The organism is Pseudomonas arcuscaelestis (assembly GCF_016881005.1).
GTDB lineage: Bacteria > Pseudomonadota > Gammaproteobacteria > Pseudomonadales > Pseudomonadaceae > Aquipseudomonas > Aquipseudomonas arcuscaelestis.
The window spans coordinates 214,010-231,550 of sequence record NZ_JACOPV010000010.1 but is presented as its reverse complement, the minus strand read 5'-3'; the positions used below and the strand labels follow the sequence as shown (position 1 = coordinate 231,550).

Sequence of the window (17,541 nt, the reverse complement as noted above, 5' to 3'; positions counted from 1 at the left end):
GGTGCCTCCACTTGCCCCACCCAGGAGGCTACGAGCGGCGTCCGAGCAGCAAGCCAACCACCAGGCCGAAGCCCGCCGAGATCGCTACGGTCTGCCACGGATGACCGCCAATGTAGTCTTGGGTGGCATCAACCACCGGTTGCGCCTTGCTGCGCACGCTACCGACCGACTCGCGTGCCTGCTTGAGCTTTAGCCCGATCTGCGCGCGCAACGTTTCGGCTTCTTCGCCGACCAGTGCTGCACTGTCGTTCAGGAGTTTTTCCGATTCTTCGATCAAGGCCTGCAGTTCGCTGAAAGCCTGATCCTTGATTTGCTCGGAGTTGGCTTGCACGGGAGTTTTCCTGGCCATTTACACTTCCTCGTCAATTGATGGGCGTTGAGCAATGGATACCGACGGGCACCGAAAGTTGCAGCGTTTTAGCGGGAGCCTGCGGCTACAGTGTAAGATAGTGCCTATTTTTCAGCGGCAGGACACCCCTCATGAGTTTCAATCTGGCCAACAAGAGCTTCGCCGAACGGGCGCAGATCGAGGACGAAAAAGCGCGACTGTTCGAACTCTGGCAAACCAACCTCGGTAAAGCCAAGGCAGAAGCCGCCCGCCTGATTGCGGAAAAACCACGACGCAAGGGCAAATGGGCTGAATGGGTACGCGCCGAACTCGACGGCATGTCGCCACCTGAATTCGCCAACATGGTGCGCAGTGAAGTCAACAAGCTGATGGCTGCAGCCAAGTAACAGCAGGACCCGTCACCAGGTGGCTCTGGCCGGTGCAGGCAAATCGAGTCGCCCGCTGTCGCTGAAGCGCCGCGTACCCAATAGGCCTGCTGCCAGTTTTCCGCGCACGACATAGGGCAGGCCATCGAGGTTCTGCACCTTGCCCAGGCCTACTGCCTGGCGCAAGACTGAAAAGGCAGTGATGCTCACGGGCACCACCAGCACGCTCTCGCCGAAGCGGCCAATGCTGCCGCTTTGATCACTGACCCCCGCCGCCAGGGGCTGGCCGTTGACTTCAAGGTTGAGCGCGATACCGTTGTAGTCGATAGCCGATTCATTGGGATTCTGCACCCGCAGCTTGACCGCCATGCGCAGTTCCAGGTCCTGGCCGGGCAGCGGCTCGATACCAATCACACTGATGTTCACCGGATCACGGTCCTGAAACACAGCGCAGGCGACCAAGCCCAACAGCATCGTCAGCACCAGGCACAGGTGCACCAGGCGACGGAAAACGAGGATCATCGGCACAGCTCCTAAGGCAGGCAATTGGTCTTCAGTGTGACAAATGCACGATGACGTTGAAAGCTGCAGACAGAATGAACGATACTGTTTCTCATTAACGTCTGTTCTTCATTCCCAAGGCCCTTCGAACCTTCCATGTTGACGTCTCCCGTGTCCGGGCTGCTTGCCAGTTTCCAGGAACATTATGATGACCTGCTGCAGTTTCTGACCCGGCGCATGAGCGATCGTCAGCGTGCGGCCGACGTGGCCCAGGAAACCTACCTCAAGCTGGTAAAGATCGAGCAACAGGACCTGCCGGTGTTGCACGCGCGCAGCTTCATTTTCCGCGTGGCAGGAAACCTTGCAATCGATACGTTGCGTCGCGAGCAGCGGTTGGCCGGCAGTCTGGATGACGTCGACGCGGTGCGCCGGTTGCCATGCCCGGCGCCAGTGCCGGAGGCCGCCTTGCTTGCCCGCGAACGCCTTGAACAATTGGACGAGGCTTTGTTGCAGCTTTCGCCCAATGCCCGCCAAGCACTGCTGCTCAACCGTGTGGAAGGGTTGACCCAGGCGCAGATTGCACAACAGTTGGGCGTTTCCGAAAGCATGGTGGCAAAATACATCGGCCAGGCCCTGCGCCATTGCCGTGACTGGCTCAAACACAACCATGATTGACGTTCTTGCCATGCCTCCAGTGCAACCCATCAGTGATTTGTCCGACGATGCCCTCGACTGGCAGGTCTTGCTGCATTCGGGTAATGCCAGTGAGGCTGATCGGGCTCGGTACCGGCGTTGGTGTCAGCTCAGTGCGGCGCACGCCGAAGCGGCGCGAGACGCCGAATCGTTGTGGGGTGACCTTGGCCAGACCCGCGCGGCCACAGCCTTGACCGCTGACCGAGCACCGCGTCGGCGTTGGCGGGCGGCGTTGGCGGCGTCGCTGGTGTTGGCCGTGACAGGTTATGGCGCCTGGCAACAGGCGCCGGCCTTGCTGGCCGATTACCACACCAGCGTGGGCCAACAGCAGCGCATCACGTTGGCAGATGGCTCGCGGGTGTTGCTCAACAGTGGTAGCGCACTGTCGGTGGACTTCAGCAACGACCGGCGGCGCGTGTTGCTTGCAGCAGGCGAGGCCCTGTTCGAACCCGCCCGTGACCCGCGTCCGTTTATCGTCGAGGCCGGTGGTGAAGCGGTGCAGGGCAGCGCGGCAGTGTTCAGTGTGCGTCGTGACGGCGAGCACAACCGTGTAGTCATTGCCCAGGGCGAGGCACAGGTGGGGTCGCAAACCTTGCAGGCCACGCCGGATGCCGGGGCATTGACCGCGTGGCAACGCGGCAAGCTGATCTTCAACGGCAAGCCTTTGCGTGAAGTGCTGAGTGAGCTTGAGCGCTATCAGCATGGGCGCATTGTGTTGTCCGATCAGCAGTTGTCAGCCATGGAGGTCAGCGGCGTGTTTGATCTCAATGATCCTCAAGGGCTGCTGCGAACACTCGAACAACGCTATGGACTGAAAGTCACTTATTTGCCCTGGCTGGCAGTGGTCTATTGACCTCTTCGCAGGCCCTGCCGAAGGGTGTGGTGGTCGAATGTGGCTTTAAAAAATATTCAATTTCGCACTGCAAGTTCTTCTTCGCCCAATCGTCGTAGTGAGACTGATCAGCATTTCATTCTCATCTACTACTTTTGCCTGGAAGAAAACAGTGAAGGGTTCGCTCAAGCCAATCGCCCGCTCCACCGGTAGTTTCAAACACGCTTTGCTCGCTTCGACCGCGCTTGCCGCGCTGCTCGGTCCTGCTTGGGTTCAGGCGGCCGATACCGTGAATGCTGTCCCCGCCAGTGCCCAACTGGATCGCGAAGTGAATCTGGCCGTGCCTACCCAGGCGCTTGATCAGGCCCTTACCGCGTTCGCTGACCAGGCCGGCCTGCACCTGTTGTACACCACCGCTGACGTTGCTGACCTGCGCAGTCCGGCGCTCAATGGTCGCTACAGCGTCGCCCAGGCATTGCAAAGTTTGCTGGCCGGCAGCGGCATGAGTTGGCAGTTCAGTGACTCGCGCACAGTTATCCTGCGCAAGGCTCAAGGAGCTCCTGCAAGCGTCAGCCTCAAGCCGATCGAAGTCAGTGTGGCGTCGCGTACCAGTACCTCTATCAGTGAAATTCCCGGTACGGTCTGGGTTGTCGATCAGCAGCAGCTCAACGAACAGATCAACAGCGGCGTAAGCCTCAAGGAGGCCATTGGCAAGCTGGTTCCAGGACTGGACCTGGCACCTGAAGGGCGTACCAACTACGGTCAGAACATGCGTGGGCGCAACGTACTGGTAATGATCGATGGCGTCAGCCAGAACAGCTCGCGTGGTCTTTCTCGGCAGTTCGACAGCATTTCACCGTTCAACGTCCAGCGCGTCGAAGTACTCTCCGGCGCCAGCGCTATCTACGGTGGCGGTGCCACCGGCGGTATCATCAACATTGTCACCAAGAAGGGCGAGGAAGGGCCTGCGCGTTTCGAGACGCAACTGGGGGCTAGCAGCGCCTTCAACAACAGCGACGACTTGTCTACCCGCATTGCCCAGTCGGTGAGTGGCGGCAATGAGCGGATCAATGCGCGGCTGGGTATTTCTGGCGAGCAGAACGAGGCGTTCTACGACGGAGCGGGTGACCAGATCTTTATCGACAATACCCAGACCGATCTGCAGTACAACCGCACCATCGATGTGCTGGGTAGCCTGGGACTAAAGTTTAACGACCAACAGAACCTCGATTTGCTGGCCCAGTACTACGATTCCGGCAACCACGGTAGCACCGGGATCTACTTCCCCAATTTGAACCACAACGCCCCGTCGGATCTGGAAGACGCCGAGCTGCGCAGTGGTTACTCAACTGACCTGGAACCACGCACCAAGCGTCTACTGCTCAACGCCAATTATCACCACAGTGATGTGCTCGGCCAGGACTTCTACCTGCAGGCTTCCTATCGCAAGGAAGACGACAATTTCTATCCGTTCCCGTACTACAACCCCGGCAAGCCGGCTGGATCCAAGGGCGTGTACTTTGCCGCGTCACAGCAGAACTTTGAAGTCAGCAGCCTCAAGGTATTGTTTGCCAAGCAATGGGACAGTCTGAAGCTGACCTATGGCGTAGATCTGGATCGCGAACGCTTCAATGCCGAGCAGACTACGTTCGATTCGCTGACCTCATCTGAAAGCGGTGGCCTGGACCTGGATAAGGCCAGCAAGGCTGCGCGCTATCCCAGCTATCGGGTTGACGGGCTGTCGTACTACACCCAGTTGGACTGGCATGCGACTGACAACCTGACCGTCTCCGGCGGGGCCCGACGCCAGCAGATGGACGTGGATGTCGGCAACTTCAAGGGTGTACCGGGCGGCACCAACGATTATCAGGTCAATCTGTTCAACTTGGGCGCCATCTACGACTTCAAGAATGGTCACCAGGTGTGGAGCAACTATGGCGAAGGTTTCGACCTGCCGGACCCGGCCAAGTATTACGGCAAGCCTGGATTGAGTGTCGAGGATAACCCGCTGGCCGGGATCAAGAGCCGTCAAGTGGAGCTGGGCTGGCGTTATGCCGACTTGGACTGGGATGCTCAGGCTGCGGTGTATTACATCTGGTCGGACAAGATCATCACCACCGATATGGCCACCTTGACGATTAACGTCGAGGACCAAAAAAGTCGTGACTTCGGCTTTGAAGGCGCGCTGACCCGTCACTTCGAAAGTGGCTGGGAGGCGGGCAGCACCTTGCATGTGGTGCGTTCGGAAGAGGAGGACAAGAGCGGTGACTGGATCAAGCGTGATGCGCGTTATGCATCGTTGTCCAAGTCCACTGTCTTCGTTGGCTGGAAAGACGAGGGGCGCAGCGCGCGCCTGCAAGCCAACCATGCCTTTACCCTCGAGGACGATGCCGATCACAAGATCAGCGGCTACACCACCTTTGACCTGCTGGGCAGCCAGGATACCGGCGTCGGAACCTTCAGCGCCGGTATCCAGAACCTGCTGGATAAACAGTACAGTACGGTCTGGGGCCAGCGCGCGACCTTGTTCTACTCGCCCACCTACGGCCCGGAATATTTGTATGACTATCAAGGCCGGGGGCGGACCTACACCCTGACCTGGTCGATGGCCTACTGATTCACTTGAACGCTGCCAGCAGGTCCACTTCGAAGGCCTGCTGCGCATCGCTGGGCACTTGGGCGCGATGGCGGGCCAGCGAGAATGGCACCTGAAAATTCAGCGCCGGATCCAGCGCATGCAACAGCCCGCGTTCGACCCAGGTGGCTGCGAAGTGGCAGGGTAAATACCCGATATGACGCCCGGATAAAATAAATGTCAGTGCGCCTTCCACCTGCTCCGACCTTGCCCAGGCGCGGCCGCCACTGAGGGGATCGGGGCTCTCCAGAAATCGGTAGGGATGCTCGACCTGATCGGCTTCCAGCAACATCTTCAGGTTCACCTGGGCCTGGCTCGCCAGAGGATGGTGGCTGGCGCAGTACAAGCGTTGGGTTTCTTCGAACAGCGCGGTGTAATCGAACGCCGATTGCTTGCCGGAGAAGTAACCAATAGCCAGGTCCAGGCGCTGTTGCAAAAGCAGGCGCTCCAGGTCGGCCGGCATGGCGCTGACCAGTTCCAGGCGTACGGACTCGTCACGTTGGCGAAAGCGCTCGATGGCGTGCGCCAGGCGCAGCGTCACGCTGCTGTCCTGGGCTTCGGAAATACCTATCCTGACCTCGCCCAGCAAGCGTCCAGCCACACCATTGGCCTGATGGCGAAAGGTTTCGATCTGCACCAGCAACTCTCGCGTAGCCTTGAGCAGCACCTCACCTTTGGCGGTCAGGCGAAAGCCACCCTTGCCGCGGCTGCACAGGCGATAGCCAAGGCGGGTTTCCAGACGTGCCATCTGTTGGCTGATGCTGGGCTGGCTCAAGCCCAGCACGCCTTGGGCGGCACTGAAGCCGCCGGCCTCGACGACGGTTACGAACAACCGCAGCAGGTGCAGGTCAAGGTCGTGCAGTTGTCCGAGCATTAAACATTGCTCCAGGTGCATGTCAGGTTAAGTAACTTGCCATTTTAGCAATGTAATGTGGCGGGCATGCTGTTGGCACCCACTGAAAAAGGTGCCCGACATGCGTACATCCCTGTGGTTGTTTCCCCTGATCCTGGCCTTGCCGGTGCATGCCGAGGAAAAAGTGCTCAATCTTTACAGTTGGGCCGATTATGTAGCGCCGCAAACTTTGCAGCGCTTCGAAAAGGAAAGCGGTTACAAGGTGCGTTATGACACCTTTGATACCACTGAAGTCCTGGAAACCAAGTTGCTCACCGGTGGCAGTGGTTATGACGTCGTGGTGCCGTCTTCCAGCCTGCTGGCCAGGGCGCTGGTGGCAGGCGCACTGCAACCGCTGCAAGCGCAATCGATGCCTGGTTACGACAATCTGGATAAGGACCTACTGGCCAAGCTGGCTGAAGTCGACCCCGCCAACCAGTATGCGGTGCCCTACACCTGGGGCACCCTGGGCCTTGGGATGAACCTTGAAGCCGTTCGCCAGCGCTTGGGCGATGTGCCGCTCGACAGCCTGGACCTGTTGTTCAAGCCCGAGTACGCCAGCAAGCTCAAGGACTGTGGCATAGCCATGTCCGACTCGCCTCAGGAGGTGATCGGCGTGGCGCTGCATTACCTGGGCAAGGCCCCCTACAGTCGTGACAAAGATGACCTCGCTGCAGCCCAGGCCCTGCTGAAACAATTACAACCCTCCATCGCCTACGTGGCCAACGGCCGGCAGATCAATGACCTGGCCAATGGCAGTGTATGCCTGGCACTGACCTATAACGGTGATGCCGCTATGGCTGCCGAGCAAGCCAGGGCTGCCGCCAAGACGTACCAGGTTATCTATCGAATTCCCCGTGAGGGCACGCTGATCTGGCAGGACAACCTGGTGATTCCCAAGGACGCCCCACACCCAGAGGCGGCGCGCGCATTCATTGCGTTCATGTTGCGTCCCGAGTCGGTGGCGCCGTTGACCAGCACACTGTTCTTTGCCAATGCCAACCAGGCCGGCACTGCATTGGTCGACGAAAGCGTGCGCAATGACCCGGATATCTACCCTTCCAGCGAAGTGCGAGCCCGCCTGTTTGCCGATCGCAGCATGAGCCTGGCCGACATGCGCCAACGTACCCGTCTGTGGACCACGTTCCGCAGCCGCCAATAACCCGTAGCACAGGAACTCGATGATGGATCTCGCCCCCGACAACGACCAGGCTATAACCCGAGACAGTCTGTATGGCACTGTCGCCGAAAACAACTTTGCCGGTATCACCAGCTTTTCCCGCCGCCGTTACACACGTGACTTGCGCGGCGTGGACGTGGTGGTCAGCGGCGTGCCGTTCGATACCGCCACCAGCAACCGTCCGGGGGCACGCTTTGGCCCACGGGCCATCCGCAGTGCCTCGGTGCAGCAGGCCTGGGCGCGTCATTGGCCGTGGGAATTCGACCCCTTCGACCATTTGGCAGTGATTGATTATGGTGACTGCAACTTCGACTATGGCAGCCCGCAGACGATACCCGATAGCATCCAGGCGCATGCTGAACAGATTCTCGAGGCTGGCTGCGCCATGCTCACCCTGGGCGGCGATCACTTCATCAGCTACCCGCTGCTCAAGGCTCACGCGCGTAAACATGGCGCGTTGTCATTGGTCCACTTCGATGCTCACAGTGACACCTGGCCGTGCGAGGAAGGTGGCGGGCGCGTCGACCACGGCACTATGTTCTGGCACGCTGCCCGCGAGGGGCTGGTTGATCCGGCACGCTCGGTGCAGATCGGTTTGCGTACTACCAATGATGATAACCAGGGCTTTGCTGTGCTGGATGCGCGGCAGGTACACCAGCGTGGCTGCCAGGCGATCATCGAATCGATCCGCCAGCGAGTGGGCGACAATCCTGTGTACCTGACCTTTGATATCGACTGTCTGGACCCCGCCTACGCGCCCGGCACTGGCACCCCGGTATGTGGTGGCCTTACCACCGTGCAGGCGCTGGAAATTCTTGGCGGGTTGCGCGGTATTAACCTGGTGGGCATGGATCTGGTAGAAGTTGCGCCCGCTTATGATCACGCCGATATAACCGCCCTGGCTGGATCGACATTGGCCATGGAAATGCTCTGTCTGTACGCCGCTCGGCATAAGGTTGATAGTTGAAGTGGAAACAAAATGAATCACCTGTAGGGGAAATCGTTATTTCCTGACGAACCAGACGCGCCTTAGGCTATCCAAATGCTTGGGCGCGTTATTTCGCGCAGGAGGTAGCACCGTGAATACATCAATGTTGGGCTTGGTTGGCCTGTCTCTGGCCTTGTTGTTCGGCACCCCGGTGCAGGCAGCGCAGGTTGTAACGCCGCTGCAGGTGGCTGGCTCGGCGAACAATCCCTACAACAGCCCGATCATGCGCGCCAATCCCAATAGCCGCCAAGGCAGCGTGCCGGCCACACCTGCGGTACGTGGTCCTTCGACCCAACCGGTGCCGCGTCCGCCGACCCTTGAAAATCGTGGCATCGGTAACGGTGAAAACATTCGCCGCGAGCAGACACCACCGCGCCTGGAGCCCACCCGGCCGCCGCGCGAATCGCCTCGCATGCCTTGATTGGCAGACACTCCCTGGAAGGAAACGCTAATGCCCGTACGCACCTGGATACCCACTTTACTGGCCGCGACACTGCTACCGCTGCTGGCCCATGCCGCCCCCGAGCGCAGCTTTAAAAGCGAAGAGGGCACCGTCACCGTCAGTACATTGGCCGAGGGCCTGAGGAACCCGTGGGCGCTGGCTTTTTTGCCCGATAACAAAGGCATGTTGGTAACCGAGCGCATGGGCAACCTGCGCATCGTCAGCGTCGAGGGCAAGGTGGGCGCGCCGTTGGCTGGCGTTCCACAAGTGTGGGCTGAAGGGCAGGGCGGGTTGCTGGATGTGGTCTTGTCGCCGACCTTCAAGCAGGATCGCATGGTTTATCTCAGTTATGCCGAAGGAGGCGAGGATGGCAAGGCAGGTACCGCCGTGGGGCGTGGGCGATTGTCTGCCGACATGGCCAAGCTTGAAGATTTCAACGTCATTTTCCGCCAGTTGCCGAAGCTTTCCAGTGGTATCCACTTTGGTTCGCGGTTGGTGTTCGACCGCGATGGTTACCTGTTCATCGCCCTGGGAGAAAACAACCAACGTCCGACCGCCCAGGACCTCGACAAACTGCAAGGCAAGGTAGTGCGTATCCTCCCGGATGGCACTGTGCCCAAGGACAACCCTTTTGTAGGGCGGGAAAACGTACGTCCGCAGATTTGGTCATTCGGCCATCGCAATCAGCAGGGCGCCGCGCTCAACCCGTGGACAGGCGAGTTGTGGACCAACGAGCACGGCCCCCGTGGTGGCGATGAAATCAACCTGCCCAAGCCGGGTAAAAACTACGGCTGGCCTGTCGCGACCCACGGCATCAACTACACCTTGCTGCCAATCCCCGAGGCCAAGGGTGAGCATGTAGACGGCATGATTGACCCCCATCATGTCTGGGAAAAGTCGCCGGCCATCAGCGGTATGGCGTTCTATGACAATCCGCGTTTCGAGGCGTGGGACCACAACCTGTTCATCGGCGCCCTGGCAAGCCAGGCGTTGATCCGCCTGGAGTTGGACGGTGACAAGATCGTGCACGAAGAGCGCCTGTTGGGTGAGCTTGAAGCGCGAATCCGCGATGTCCGCGTGGGGCCGGATGGTTATCTGTACGTGCTGACCGATGACAGCGATGGTGCGTTGTTGAAGGTCGGGCTAGCGATATAGCCAGGCGCTGTTAAAGGGGGCAGCTGTCTTGTACAAAAATGGGCAGGGCTTGCGGCACTGGAATTCTCACAAGGTTTCAGGGGTTTTTAGGTAGAATGGTCGCTTTTGCGACGGACGCTGCGCATGACCTGCTTCACCGAGCAGTCCCCCCTCCAGCTCTACCAACAGTCCATTGATCGCGATGGCTTTGTCAGCGATCCGGCCCAGTTGCAGGCTGCCAGGGCCCTGCAAAGCTGCTTCGAAGTCCTGCAACGCGGCGAAACTCCCCAGGGCGTCTACCTATGGGGCCCGGTCGGGCGCGGCAAGACCTGGTTGATGGACCTGTTCTATCAGTGTTTGCAGGTACCAGCCCGGCGTCAGCATTTTCATCATTTCATGCGCTGGGTACATCAGCGCCTGTTTCAGCTCAATGGCACCGCCGACCCCTTGCAAGCCCTGGCGCTTTCATTGGCCGAAGAAATCCGCGTGCTGTGTTTTGATGAGCTGTTCGTCAATGACATTGGTGATGCAATCATTCTCGGCCGGCTTTTCCAGGTGTTGTTCGAGGCAGGCGTGGTGGTGGTTGCTACTTCCAACCAACCACCCGATCAGTTGTATCTCGACGGCTTCAACCGAGAGCGCTTTGTCCCGGCAATCGCCGCCATCGAGCAGCACATGCGGGTGCTTGCCGTTGCCGGTGAACAGGACCATCGTTTACACCCAGGTATTGCCCAGCAACGGTACTGGGTACATGAACCGGGACAGTCGCCAGCCCTGAGCGAGGTGTTCAAGCTACTGAGCGGCGGCGAAGCCGACTGCGATCAGCCTTTGGCCATCGGCTCACGGCAGTTGTCGGTAGTGCGGCGTAGCGAGTCGGTGATCTGGTGCCGCTATGCCGATCTGTGTGAACAGCCGTTCGCGGCCATGGACTTCATGGCCTTGTGCGACAGTTACAAGGCTATCCTGCTTGGCGATGTTCCAGCCCTTGGCGCTCGCCAGCGTCCGGCAAAGATCGCCCGGGGTACAGAGGACGGTGCCGAGCGGGTACCGGCGGGGGATCGGGAACTACCGCAATTGTCAGTGCATGATGACGGCGTGCGGCGCTTCATTGCACTGGTCGATGAGTGTTACGACCGTCGGGTCGCCCTGTACATCGAGGCTGAGGTAGCGCTGGATGCACTCTACACTCAAGGGTACCTGGAGTTCCCGTTCCGGCGCACCTTGAGCCGCCTGCGGGAGATGCAACTGCAACGCTTCTGTTGAAGGAGTCGATCATGCAGTCACTTTCGCATTATTTGCTGACCATGGCCTACCAGAACGGCTGGGCCAACCACCGGTTGTACAAAGCCTGCCTGCAACTGAGCCAAGACGAGTTCGTGGCACCACGTTGCAGCTTCTTTGGCTCAATCAAAGCCACGCTCAATCACATTCTTACCGTTGATTGGTTTTACTTGAATGCCCTGGAGTCCGAGCAGCGCGGTGAAGCGCCAGAGGCCGATAGCGAGCGCTTCTTCGAACCCCATGAGCCTTTCGCCAGTTGCGATGTGCTCGGTGCCGAGCAGGCCCAGGCTGATCATCGGCTGATCGCCTACTGCAGCCTGCTGCGCGACGATCAACTGCAACGTTACGTGAGCATCGTGCGCCCCGACTGGGTTCAGCGCGAACAACGCCTGCGGCTGCTATCTCATGTGTTCGAGCACCAGATTCATCACCGCGGGCAGGTTCACGCCATGCTCAGTGACACATCGGTGCGACCGCCACAGTTGGATGAGTTTTTCTGCGAAGAGGAAGCTCATTTGCGCGCACAAGACTTTGCCGAACTGGGGTGGACCGAAGCTATGATCTGGGGACGCTAGGCGCCCAGCCAGCCCAATGTTATCAGGGCCAGCACCGCATAGCGCCCGGCCTTGGCAATGGTAACCAAGGCCAGGAAACGCCAGAAGGGTTCGCGCATGATGCCGGCAATCAGGGTCAGGGGATCACCAATCACCGGCATCCAGCTCAGCAGCAATGACCATTGGCCGTAGCGTTGATAACGCTGTTGGGCTTTGTCCAGTTGAGCTTGCGTGAAGGGAAACCAACGGCGCTCGCGCAGGTGTTCGATGCCACGACCAAGCAGCCAGTTGACGATCGAGCCCAGCACATTGCCCAGCGTGGCTATCAGCAGCAGGCTGAACACCGCCTGTGGCTCGCGCACCAGCAAGCCCACCAGCACCGCTTCCGATTGCAGCGGTAGCAAGGTGGCTGCGCCAAAGGCGCTGAAAAACAGCGCCCATTCACTCAACATCCAGGGCAGCTCAGTAGTTGGCGACCACTTCGTCGCGGCCATCCTGGGTCAAGCCGATAACCTGGTAGGCGTCTTTATGGTCGCCCATTTCCATGCCGGGTGAACCCATCGGCATACCGGGTACTGCAAGACCGCGCAAATCGGAGCGCTTGGCTAACAGTTTGACCTGCTCGGCGGGAACATGTCCTTCGACGAACTTGCCGTCGATCACCCCGGTATGGCAGGAGGCCAGGCGTGGAGCCACACCCAAGCGCTGCTTGACCGCGCTCATGTTTGGCTCGACATGGTCGTTGACGGTAAAACCGTTGTCGCGCAGGTGGCTGATCCACTCTTTGCAGCAGCCGCAATTGGGATCACGGTATACATCGATAGTTTGTCCGGCTTGTGCCAGGGTGCTCAGGGCCAACAAGCCAAAAGCGACAATTTTCTTGCTCAACATACTGACTCTCCAAGGCTAGAAACGTAGGCGGACACCAGCAACCAGGCGAGTCTGGCCGATATCGCCATCGTCATCACGGATCTGTTCGGCAGCATTGCCATAACTGCGATTGAAACTGACGCCCAGGTAAGGGGCAAAACCGCGGGTAATTTCATAACGCAGGCGCAGGCCGATCTCAGTGTCGGCCAGGCCACTGCCCTGATCGCGACTGGCATCGTTACGGCCGAAGAAGTTGGCCTCAAGCGACGGCTCGAGAATCCAGCGGTTGGTCAGCAGGATAGCGTAACTGCTCTCCAGGCGCAGCGCGCTTTGTTGCCGCTCACCCACATAAGCCGTGGCTTCCAGTTCCAGGCCATACAGTGGCATGCCCTGAATACCGAAAGCGGCCCAGGTCTGGCCGCTGGCCGGCTTAAAGTCTTGGCGCACGCCGCCCATCAACTCCCACCAAGGACTGATGGCATGGCCCCAGAGTGCCTGCAACTCGGCCTTGTGGGTGACACCTTGCTCACGTTCGCCTTCGGTACGCAACCAGAGCCGGTCGATATCGCCGCCGATCCAGGCATTGGCATTCCAGTTCAGGGCACTGCTGCTTTCGAAGTTCTGATACTCCAATTGCTCGACAATCACTGCCCAATTGATCTGCTGATCATGCACTTGATGGCCGGGCAAAGGCGGGAATGCCGCGCGGCGATCGGCATCGGTGATGGGCCGCAATGGCGTACGCGGTGAAACGGGCGCCTGGCCTTGGCCCATGGCACCATGATCCATGCCGCTATGGTTCATACCGCTATGGTCCATGCTGGTGCCTTCCATATCGGCGTGATTCATGGGCGCCTTGGGCGGTGCGGCGTGATTCATGCTGCCATGATTCATCGTGCTGTGGTCCATGGCCTGGGCCGTGACTTCTTCACTGGCAAGCAAAGCGAGCAGGGCCAGGCTGCCCAGCAGAGGGCGATTGAATACTTCATTCATCGACGCGTACCTCGCGGAACATACCCATTTCCATGTGGTAAAGCAGGTGGCAGTGGTAAGCCCAACGCCCCAGGGCGTCTGCGCTGACGCGATAGCTGCGGCGACTGCCGGGAGGAATATCGAGGGTGTGCTTGCGCACCTGGAAACGCCCGTGTTCGTCCTCAAGGTCGCTCCACAAACCATGTAGGTGAATCGGGTGGGCCATCATCGTGTCGTTGACCAGGATGATGCGCAGGCGCTCGCCGTAGCGCAGGCGCAACGGTTCGGCATCGGAGAACTTGATGCCGTTGAACGACCAGGCAAAGCGTTCCATGTGCCCGGTCAAATGCAGCTCGATCTCCCGTGACGGTTCGCGCCCGTCAGGATCGGCAAAGGTACTTTTCAGGTCGGCATAGGTCAGCACTCGACGACCGTTGTTGCGCAGACCAATACCCGGGTCGGTGAGGTTGGGTTTGGGGCTCATGGTCTGCATGTCGACCAGCGGGTTATCCGTTTCACTGGCCGGGTGGGTCTGCATGCCGCCCATCTGGCTGTGATCCATGCCCGCCATACCTGCCATACCTGCCATCGAGTCCATACCATCGTGGCCCATGTCGGCCATGGTCAGGATCGGGCGCGGGTCAGGTGCTGGTACCGGCGCGCTGAGCCCGGCACTGCGCGCTAGCGTGCCACGGGCAAAGCCGGTGCGGTCCATGCTTTGCGCATAGAGGGTGTAGGCGGGCAGGTCACCGACCTCCACCAGCACATCATAGGTTTCGGCCACGGCGATGCGCAGTTCATCGACGCCGACTGGCTGCACCGGCATGCCATCAGCAGCGATAACCGTCATCTTCAAGCCTGGAATGCGAAAGTCGAAGTAACTCATGGCCGAGCCGTTGATCAGGCGCAGGCGCACGGTTTCGCCGGGTTGGAATAGACAGGTGAAGTTGCCATCCGGTGGCTGACCGTTGAGTAGGTAGGTGTAGGTTGCTGCGCTGATGTCGGCGAGGTCGGTGGGGCTCATGCGCATCTGCGCCCAGTTCTTGCGCTCAGCGACCGTCTTTGACCAACCCTGTGCGGCCACGTCGTCGATAAAATCACCAACGGTGCGCTTGTTGTAGTTGAAGGCGTCGGACTGCTTTTTCAGCGTTGCCATCAGGGCTTCGGGCGTCTGGTCGCTCCAGTCGCTGAGCAGCAGTACGTAATCGCGCTGATAGCGATGAAGCTCAGGCTCTTTCGGCTCAATGACAATGCCCCCGTACACACCGGCTTGTTCCTGCAGCCCGGAATGGCTGTGGTACCAATAGGTGCCGCTTTGTTGCAGGGTGAATTGATAGAGGTAATCACCACCCGGTTCGATGCCGGCAAAACTCAGCCCAGGAACGCCGTCCATGTTGGCTGGCAGAATAATGCCATGCCAATGCAGCGACGTTGGCTCGTCCAGGCGATTACGAACCCGCAGGGTTACCGTGTCGCCTTCGCGCCAGCGCAGCACCGGGCCCGGCAAGCTGTTGTTGATGGTCAGCGCCGTGCGCGGACGCCCCGTGATGTTGACCGGCGTCTGGCCGATGAACAAGTCGAAATCGCGGCCGCTGAGCTCATTGCCCAGGGGGGCACTGACGGCGAAAGCGGGTAGGCGCCAAAGGCCAAGTCCGGCCAGGACGCTGCCGGCGGCGAAGCCTTTGACGAAGGTACGGCGGGTAGGTTGTCGGAGCATAACGCGGCCATCTCGGGGGCTGGGATGGCACGACGTTAGCCAGCGACGACTGTCAGCGAGCTGAGCACCACATTACAGTTTTGTCAGCCAGCGTTCGCAGGCGGGTATACTGCGCCCCGCACGGAGATTCTCAACACTGAAGGAACAGCGATTCATGCAGGCAATCAGGGCCTATTTCAAACGCCACGGCAACGCCCCGTTCAAGCTCGGCGATGGACGTATCAGCGGTTACATCTCGGCCACACTGGGGGTGCTCAGCCTGCTGGCGGTGTTGTGCTTTTTATTCCCCGAGTGGTTGACCTTTGCCGAGTTTCGCAAGGTATACAGCGAACAGTTCGCCCGTACTACGTTGCTGGTCGGGCTGATCCTGGCATTCGGCCTCGGTACCTTGAATATCCTGCTCAACCGGCGCAAGCGCCTGGGGTTTACCGGTATCGCTGCAGCCGGACTGGCAATGTTCCTCGGTGGCACTAATATCCAGACCGAAACCATAGGTCAGACGCCTTACTCCCTGGGCCTGGATTGGTTCGTGCTGGCCCTGTTGGTCTCCGCGATCATATTTATTCCGCTGGAAAAGCTCTACGCCAAGGACCCGCAACAGAACATTCTGCGACCGCATTGGCGCACGGACCTCAGCTATTTTTTCGTCAGCCATATGCTGGTGCAATTCATCCTGATCTTTGTTACCGCATCCTCCAGTTGGCTGGCCGGTTGGGTGGTGTCCGAGACGTTGCAGGCCAAGGTGCAGGGGCTGCCGATCGTTGTGCAGTTCCTGCTTGCGGTGCTGGTCGCCGATCTTGGCCAGTATTGGCTGCACCGTCTCTATCATGTGGTGCCATGGATGTGGCGCTTTCATGCAGTCCACCACTCGAGCACGCACATGGACTGGCTGGCGGGTTCGCGTATCCACTTCTGCGAAATCCTCCTGACGCGCACCGGCGTGCTGGCACCGTTGATCCTGCTAGGCTTCTCGCCACAGGCGCTCAACGCATATGTCATTCTGGTCGGCGTTCAGGCTGTGCTGGCGCATGCCAACGTGCGTATCGACGGTGGTTGGCTCAATTATGTGCTCGTCCTGCCGCGCTACCATCACTGGCACCATGCTCGGCACAAGGACTACATCTACAAGAACTACGCCATCCACACACCGTTGGTGGACATGCTGTTCGGCACGTTCAAGCTGCCACCCAAGGAGTGGCCGACACGCTACGGCGTGTTTGGCAAGGAGCTGCCTGAAGGTATCGTGCGCCAGCATCTTTACCCGCTGCGCACGCCCGAACCCAAGGTGCCGACATCACCGCCGGCCACCTGAAGTGACTTTCCGCCTGGCCCTGCAGTGCGTTAGCCTTGAGGGTCAGGCCATTGGGGGAATGAGTATCGATGGACAACGTCATAGTGATTACCGGCGCCAGCCGGGGTATTGGAGCGGCAACAGCGCGGTTGGCTGCCTGTGCAGGCTACCGCATCTGCATCAACTATCTGAACGACGATGAGGCTGCACAAAAGGTGTTGGCCGAGGTTCGCGAGTTGGGTGCCGACGCTATAACGGTCAAGGCCGATGTGAGCGTCGAGGACGAGATCATCCAACTGTTTCAGCGCGTCGATGTCGAACTCGGGCCGGTTACTGCACTGGTGAATAACGCCGGGACCATCGGCCACAAGAGCCAGCTTGAACACATGTCCGAATTTCGCCTGCTCAAATTGATGAAGACCAATGTGGTCGGGCCGATGCTCTGTGCCAAGCATGCCTTACAGCGTATGTCCCAGTGCCACGGTGGCAAGGGTGGCAGTATCGTCAATGTCTCATCGGTGGCTGCCCGGCTCGGCTCGCCGAACGAGTATGTCGACTATGCGGCTTCCAAGGGCGCCCTGGACACGTTTACCCTGGGACTGGCAAAAGAAGTTGCCGCTGACGGTGTACGGGTCAATGCGGTGCGCCCAGGGTATATATTTACCGACTTTCATGCCCTCAGTGGCGACGCCGAACGCGTCAGCAAGCTTGAACCGAGCATACCCATGGGCCGGGGCGGTCAAGCCGAAGAAGTGGCCGAGGCGATCATGTGGCTGCTCTCGGACAAAGCCTCGTACTCGACCGGCAGCTTTATCGATCTGGGCGGCGGGCGCTGAGCCTACCGG

18 protein-coding genes and 1 pseudogene are annotated in these 17,541 nt (G+C 59.5%); 12 read left to right on the top strand and 7 right to left on the bottom strand.

Going from position 1 to position 17,541, the window contains the following annotated elements; translation table 11 throughout:
* Positions 1–28 precede the first annotated feature (28 nt).
* A complete protein-coding gene (locus tag H8F21_RS17470) occupies positions 29–349 on the bottom strand; it encodes an ElaB/YgaM/YqjD family protein (protein WP_203481629.1) in 321 nt (106 codons plus the stop codon).
* 131 nt (positions 350–480) lie between these two features.
* On the opposite strand from H8F21_RS17470, the gene H8F21_RS17465 reads away from it, so the two are divergent.
* Positions 481–735, top strand: a complete 255-nt coding sequence (locus H8F21_RS17465) for a hypothetical protein (RefSeq protein WP_136477221.1) — start codon at positions 481–483, stop codon at positions 733–735.
* Between the two features lie 12 nt (positions 736–747).
* On the opposite strand, the gene H8F21_RS17460 is transcribed toward H8F21_RS17465, so the two are convergent.
* The gene (locus H8F21_RS17460; protein WP_203481627.1) at positions 748–1,236 is read right to left on the bottom strand and encodes an LEA/WHy family protein; all 489 of its coding nucleotides are present in this window, start codon (positions 1,234–1,236) and stop codon (positions 748–750) included.
* Between the two features lie 135 nt (positions 1,237–1,371).
* On the opposite strand from H8F21_RS17460, the pseudogene H8F21_RS17455 reads away from it, so the two are divergent.
* From H8F21_RS17455 to H8F21_RS17445, 3 genes and pseudogenes are all read left to right on the top strand, one after another.
* Positions 1,372–1,875: pseudogene (locus H8F21_RS17455) on the top strand (RNA polymerase sigma factor); the annotation flags it as partial.
* Positions 1,876–1,882: 7 nt separating this feature from the next.
* Entirely contained in the window at positions 1,883–2,761 is an 879-nt protein-coding gene (locus tag H8F21_RS17450; protein WP_236043091.1) for a FecR family protein, read from the top strand.
* A gap of 151 nt (positions 2,762–2,912) precedes the next feature.
* The gene (locus H8F21_RS17445) at positions 2,913–5,357 is read left to right on the top strand and encodes a TonB-dependent receptor (RefSeq protein ID WP_203585110.1); all 2,445 of its coding nucleotides are present in this window, start codon (positions 2,913–2,915) and stop codon (positions 5,355–5,357) included.
* Between the two features lies 1 nt (position 5,358).
* Here H8F21_RS17445 and H8F21_RS17440 read toward each other — a convergent pair whose 3' ends face one another.
* Entirely contained in the window at positions 5,359–6,249 is an 891-nt protein-coding gene (locus H8F21_RS17440; protein WP_203481614.1) for a LysR family transcriptional regulator, read from the bottom strand.
* Between the two features lie 100 nt (positions 6,250–6,349).
* Here H8F21_RS17440 and H8F21_RS17435 point away from each other — a divergent pair, with 100 nt between their 5' ends.
* From H8F21_RS17435 to H8F21_RS17410, 6 genes are all read left to right on the top strand, one after another.
* Entirely contained in the window at positions 6,350–7,429 is a 1,080-nt protein-coding gene (locus H8F21_RS17435; RefSeq protein WP_203585109.1) for an extracellular solute-binding protein, read from the top strand.
* A gap of 22 nt (positions 7,430–7,451) precedes the next feature.
* Complete coding sequence (speB, locus tag H8F21_RS17430) at positions 7,452–8,414, top strand: agmatinase (RefSeq protein WP_203585108.1); 963 nt, start codon at positions 7,452–7,454, stop codon at positions 8,412–8,414.
* A gap of 124 nt (positions 8,415–8,538) precedes the next feature.
* The gene (locus H8F21_RS17425; RefSeq protein WP_203481667.1) at positions 8,539–8,856 is read left to right on the top strand and encodes a hypothetical protein; all 318 of its coding nucleotides are present in this window, start codon (positions 8,539–8,541) and stop codon (positions 8,854–8,856) included.
* A 30-nt stretch (positions 8,857–8,886) separates the two neighbouring features.
* The gene (locus H8F21_RS17420) at positions 8,887–10,032 is read left to right on the top strand and encodes a PQQ-dependent sugar dehydrogenase (protein WP_203481609.1); all 1,146 of its coding nucleotides are present in this window, start codon (positions 8,887–8,889) and stop codon (positions 10,030–10,032) included.
* A 123-nt stretch (positions 10,033–10,155) separates the two neighbouring features.
* Positions 10,156–11,274, top strand: a complete 1,119-nt coding sequence (gene zapE / locus H8F21_RS17415; protein WP_203481607.1) for a cell division protein ZapE — start codon at positions 10,156–10,158, stop codon at positions 11,272–11,274.
* Positions 11,275–11,285: 11 nt separating this feature from the next.
* Complete coding sequence (locus tag H8F21_RS17410; protein WP_203481606.1) at positions 11,286–11,867, top strand: DinB family protein; 582 nt, start codon at positions 11,286–11,288, stop codon at positions 11,865–11,867.
* Here the strand turns inward: H8F21_RS17410 and H8F21_RS17405 are convergent.
* From H8F21_RS17405 to H8F21_RS17390, 4 genes are read right to left on the bottom strand one after another with little or no spacing between them, the layout of a single operon-like run.
* Positions 11,864–12,298 carry a YqaA family protein gene (locus H8F21_RS17405; RefSeq protein ID WP_203481605.1) on the bottom strand — a complete coding sequence of 145 codons (435 nt, stop codon included), beginning with the start codon at positions 12,296–12,298 and terminating at the stop codon, positions 11,864–11,866. The genes H8F21_RS17410 and H8F21_RS17405 overlap by 4 nt on opposite strands.
* Before the next feature lie 10 nt (positions 12,299–12,308).
* The gene (locus H8F21_RS17400; protein ID WP_038612884.1) at positions 12,309–12,737 is read right to left on the bottom strand and encodes a DUF411 domain-containing protein; all 429 of its coding nucleotides are present in this window, start codon (positions 12,735–12,737) and stop codon (positions 12,309–12,311) included.
* Between the two features lie 15 nt (positions 12,738–12,752).
* Positions 12,753–13,709 carry a copper resistance protein B gene (locus H8F21_RS17395; protein WP_203481604.1) on the bottom strand — a complete coding sequence of 319 codons (957 nt, stop codon included), beginning with the start codon at positions 13,707–13,709 and terminating at the stop codon, positions 12,753–12,755.
* Positions 13,702–15,405, bottom strand: coding sequence for a copper resistance system multicopper oxidase (locus H8F21_RS17390; RefSeq protein ID WP_203481603.1), 1,704 nt, complete (start codon positions 15,403–15,405; stop codon positions 13,702–13,704). The genes H8F21_RS17395 and H8F21_RS17390 overlap by 8 nt, the downstream gene beginning before the upstream one ends.
* 154 nt (positions 15,406–15,559) lie before the next feature.
* Between H8F21_RS17390 and H8F21_RS17385 the strand changes: the two genes are divergently transcribed.
* Positions 15,560–16,717, top strand: a complete 1,158-nt coding sequence (locus H8F21_RS17385; protein ID WP_203481602.1) for a sterol desaturase family protein — start codon at positions 15,560–15,562, stop codon at positions 16,715–16,717.
* 68 nt (positions 16,718–16,785) lie between these two features.
* Entirely contained in the window at positions 16,786–17,532 is a 747-nt protein-coding gene (locus tag H8F21_RS17380; protein WP_203481601.1) for an SDR family oxidoreductase, read from the top strand.
* Positions 17,533–17,541 lie beyond the last annotated feature (9 nt).

Coding starts and splice junctions, on each gene's coding strand:
- H8F21_RS17435 (WP_203585109.1), top strand. CDS start 6,350: ATGCGTACATCCCTGTGGTTGTTTCCCCTGATCCTGGCCTTGCCGGTG.
- H8F21_RS17465 (WP_136477221.1), top strand. CDS start 481: ATGAGTTTCAATCTGGCCAACAAGAGCTTCGCCGAACGGGCGCAGATC.
- H8F21_RS17380 (WP_203481601.1), top strand. CDS start 16,786: ATGGACAACGTCATAGTGATTACCGGCGCCAGCCGGGGTATTGGAGCG.
- H8F21_RS17390 (WP_203481603.1), bottom strand. CDS start 15,405: ATGCTCCGACAACCTACCCGCCGTACCTTCGTCAAAGGCTTCGCCGCC.
- H8F21_RS17460 (WP_203481627.1), bottom strand. CDS start 1,236: ATGATCCTCGTTTTCCGTCGCCTGGTGCACCTGTGCCTGGTGCTGACG.
- speB (WP_203585108.1), top strand. CDS start 7,452: ATGGATCTCGCCCCCGACAACGACCAGGCTATAACCCGAGACAGTCTG.
- zapE (WP_203481607.1), top strand. CDS start 10,156: ATGACCTGCTTCACCGAGCAGTCCCCCCTCCAGCTCTACCAACAGTCC.
- H8F21_RS17385 (WP_203481602.1), top strand. CDS start 15,560: ATGCAGGCAATCAGGGCCTATTTCAAACGCCACGGCAACGCCCCGTTC.
- H8F21_RS17405 (WP_203481605.1), bottom strand. CDS start 12,298: ATGTTGAGTGAATGGGCGCTGTTTTTCAGCGCCTTTGGCGCAGCCACC.
- H8F21_RS17450 (WP_236043091.1), top strand. CDS start 1,883: ATGATTGACGTTCTTGCCATGCCTCCAGTGCAACCCATCAGTGATTTG.
- H8F21_RS17400 (WP_038612884.1), bottom strand. CDS start 12,737: ATGTTGAGCAAGAAAATTGTCGCTTTTGGCTTGTTGGCCCTGAGCACC.
- H8F21_RS17440 (WP_203481614.1), bottom strand. CDS start 6,249: ATGCTCGGACAACTGCACGACCTTGACCTGCACCTGCTGCGGTTGTTC.
- H8F21_RS17395 (WP_203481604.1), bottom strand. CDS start 13,709: ATGAATGAAGTATTCAATCGCCCTCTGCTGGGCAGCCTGGCCCTGCTC.
- H8F21_RS17410 (WP_203481606.1), top strand. CDS start 11,286: ATGCAGTCACTTTCGCATTATTTGCTGACCATGGCCTACCAGAACGGC.
- H8F21_RS17420 (WP_203481609.1), top strand. CDS start 8,887: ATGCCCGTACGCACCTGGATACCCACTTTACTGGCCGCGACACTGCTA.
- H8F21_RS17470 (WP_203481629.1), bottom strand. CDS start 349: ATGGCCAGGAAAACTCCCGTGCAAGCCAACTCCGAGCAAATCAAGGAT.
- H8F21_RS17425 (WP_203481667.1), top strand. CDS start 8,539: ATGTTGGGCTTGGTTGGCCTGTCTCTGGCCTTGTTGTTCGGCACCCCG.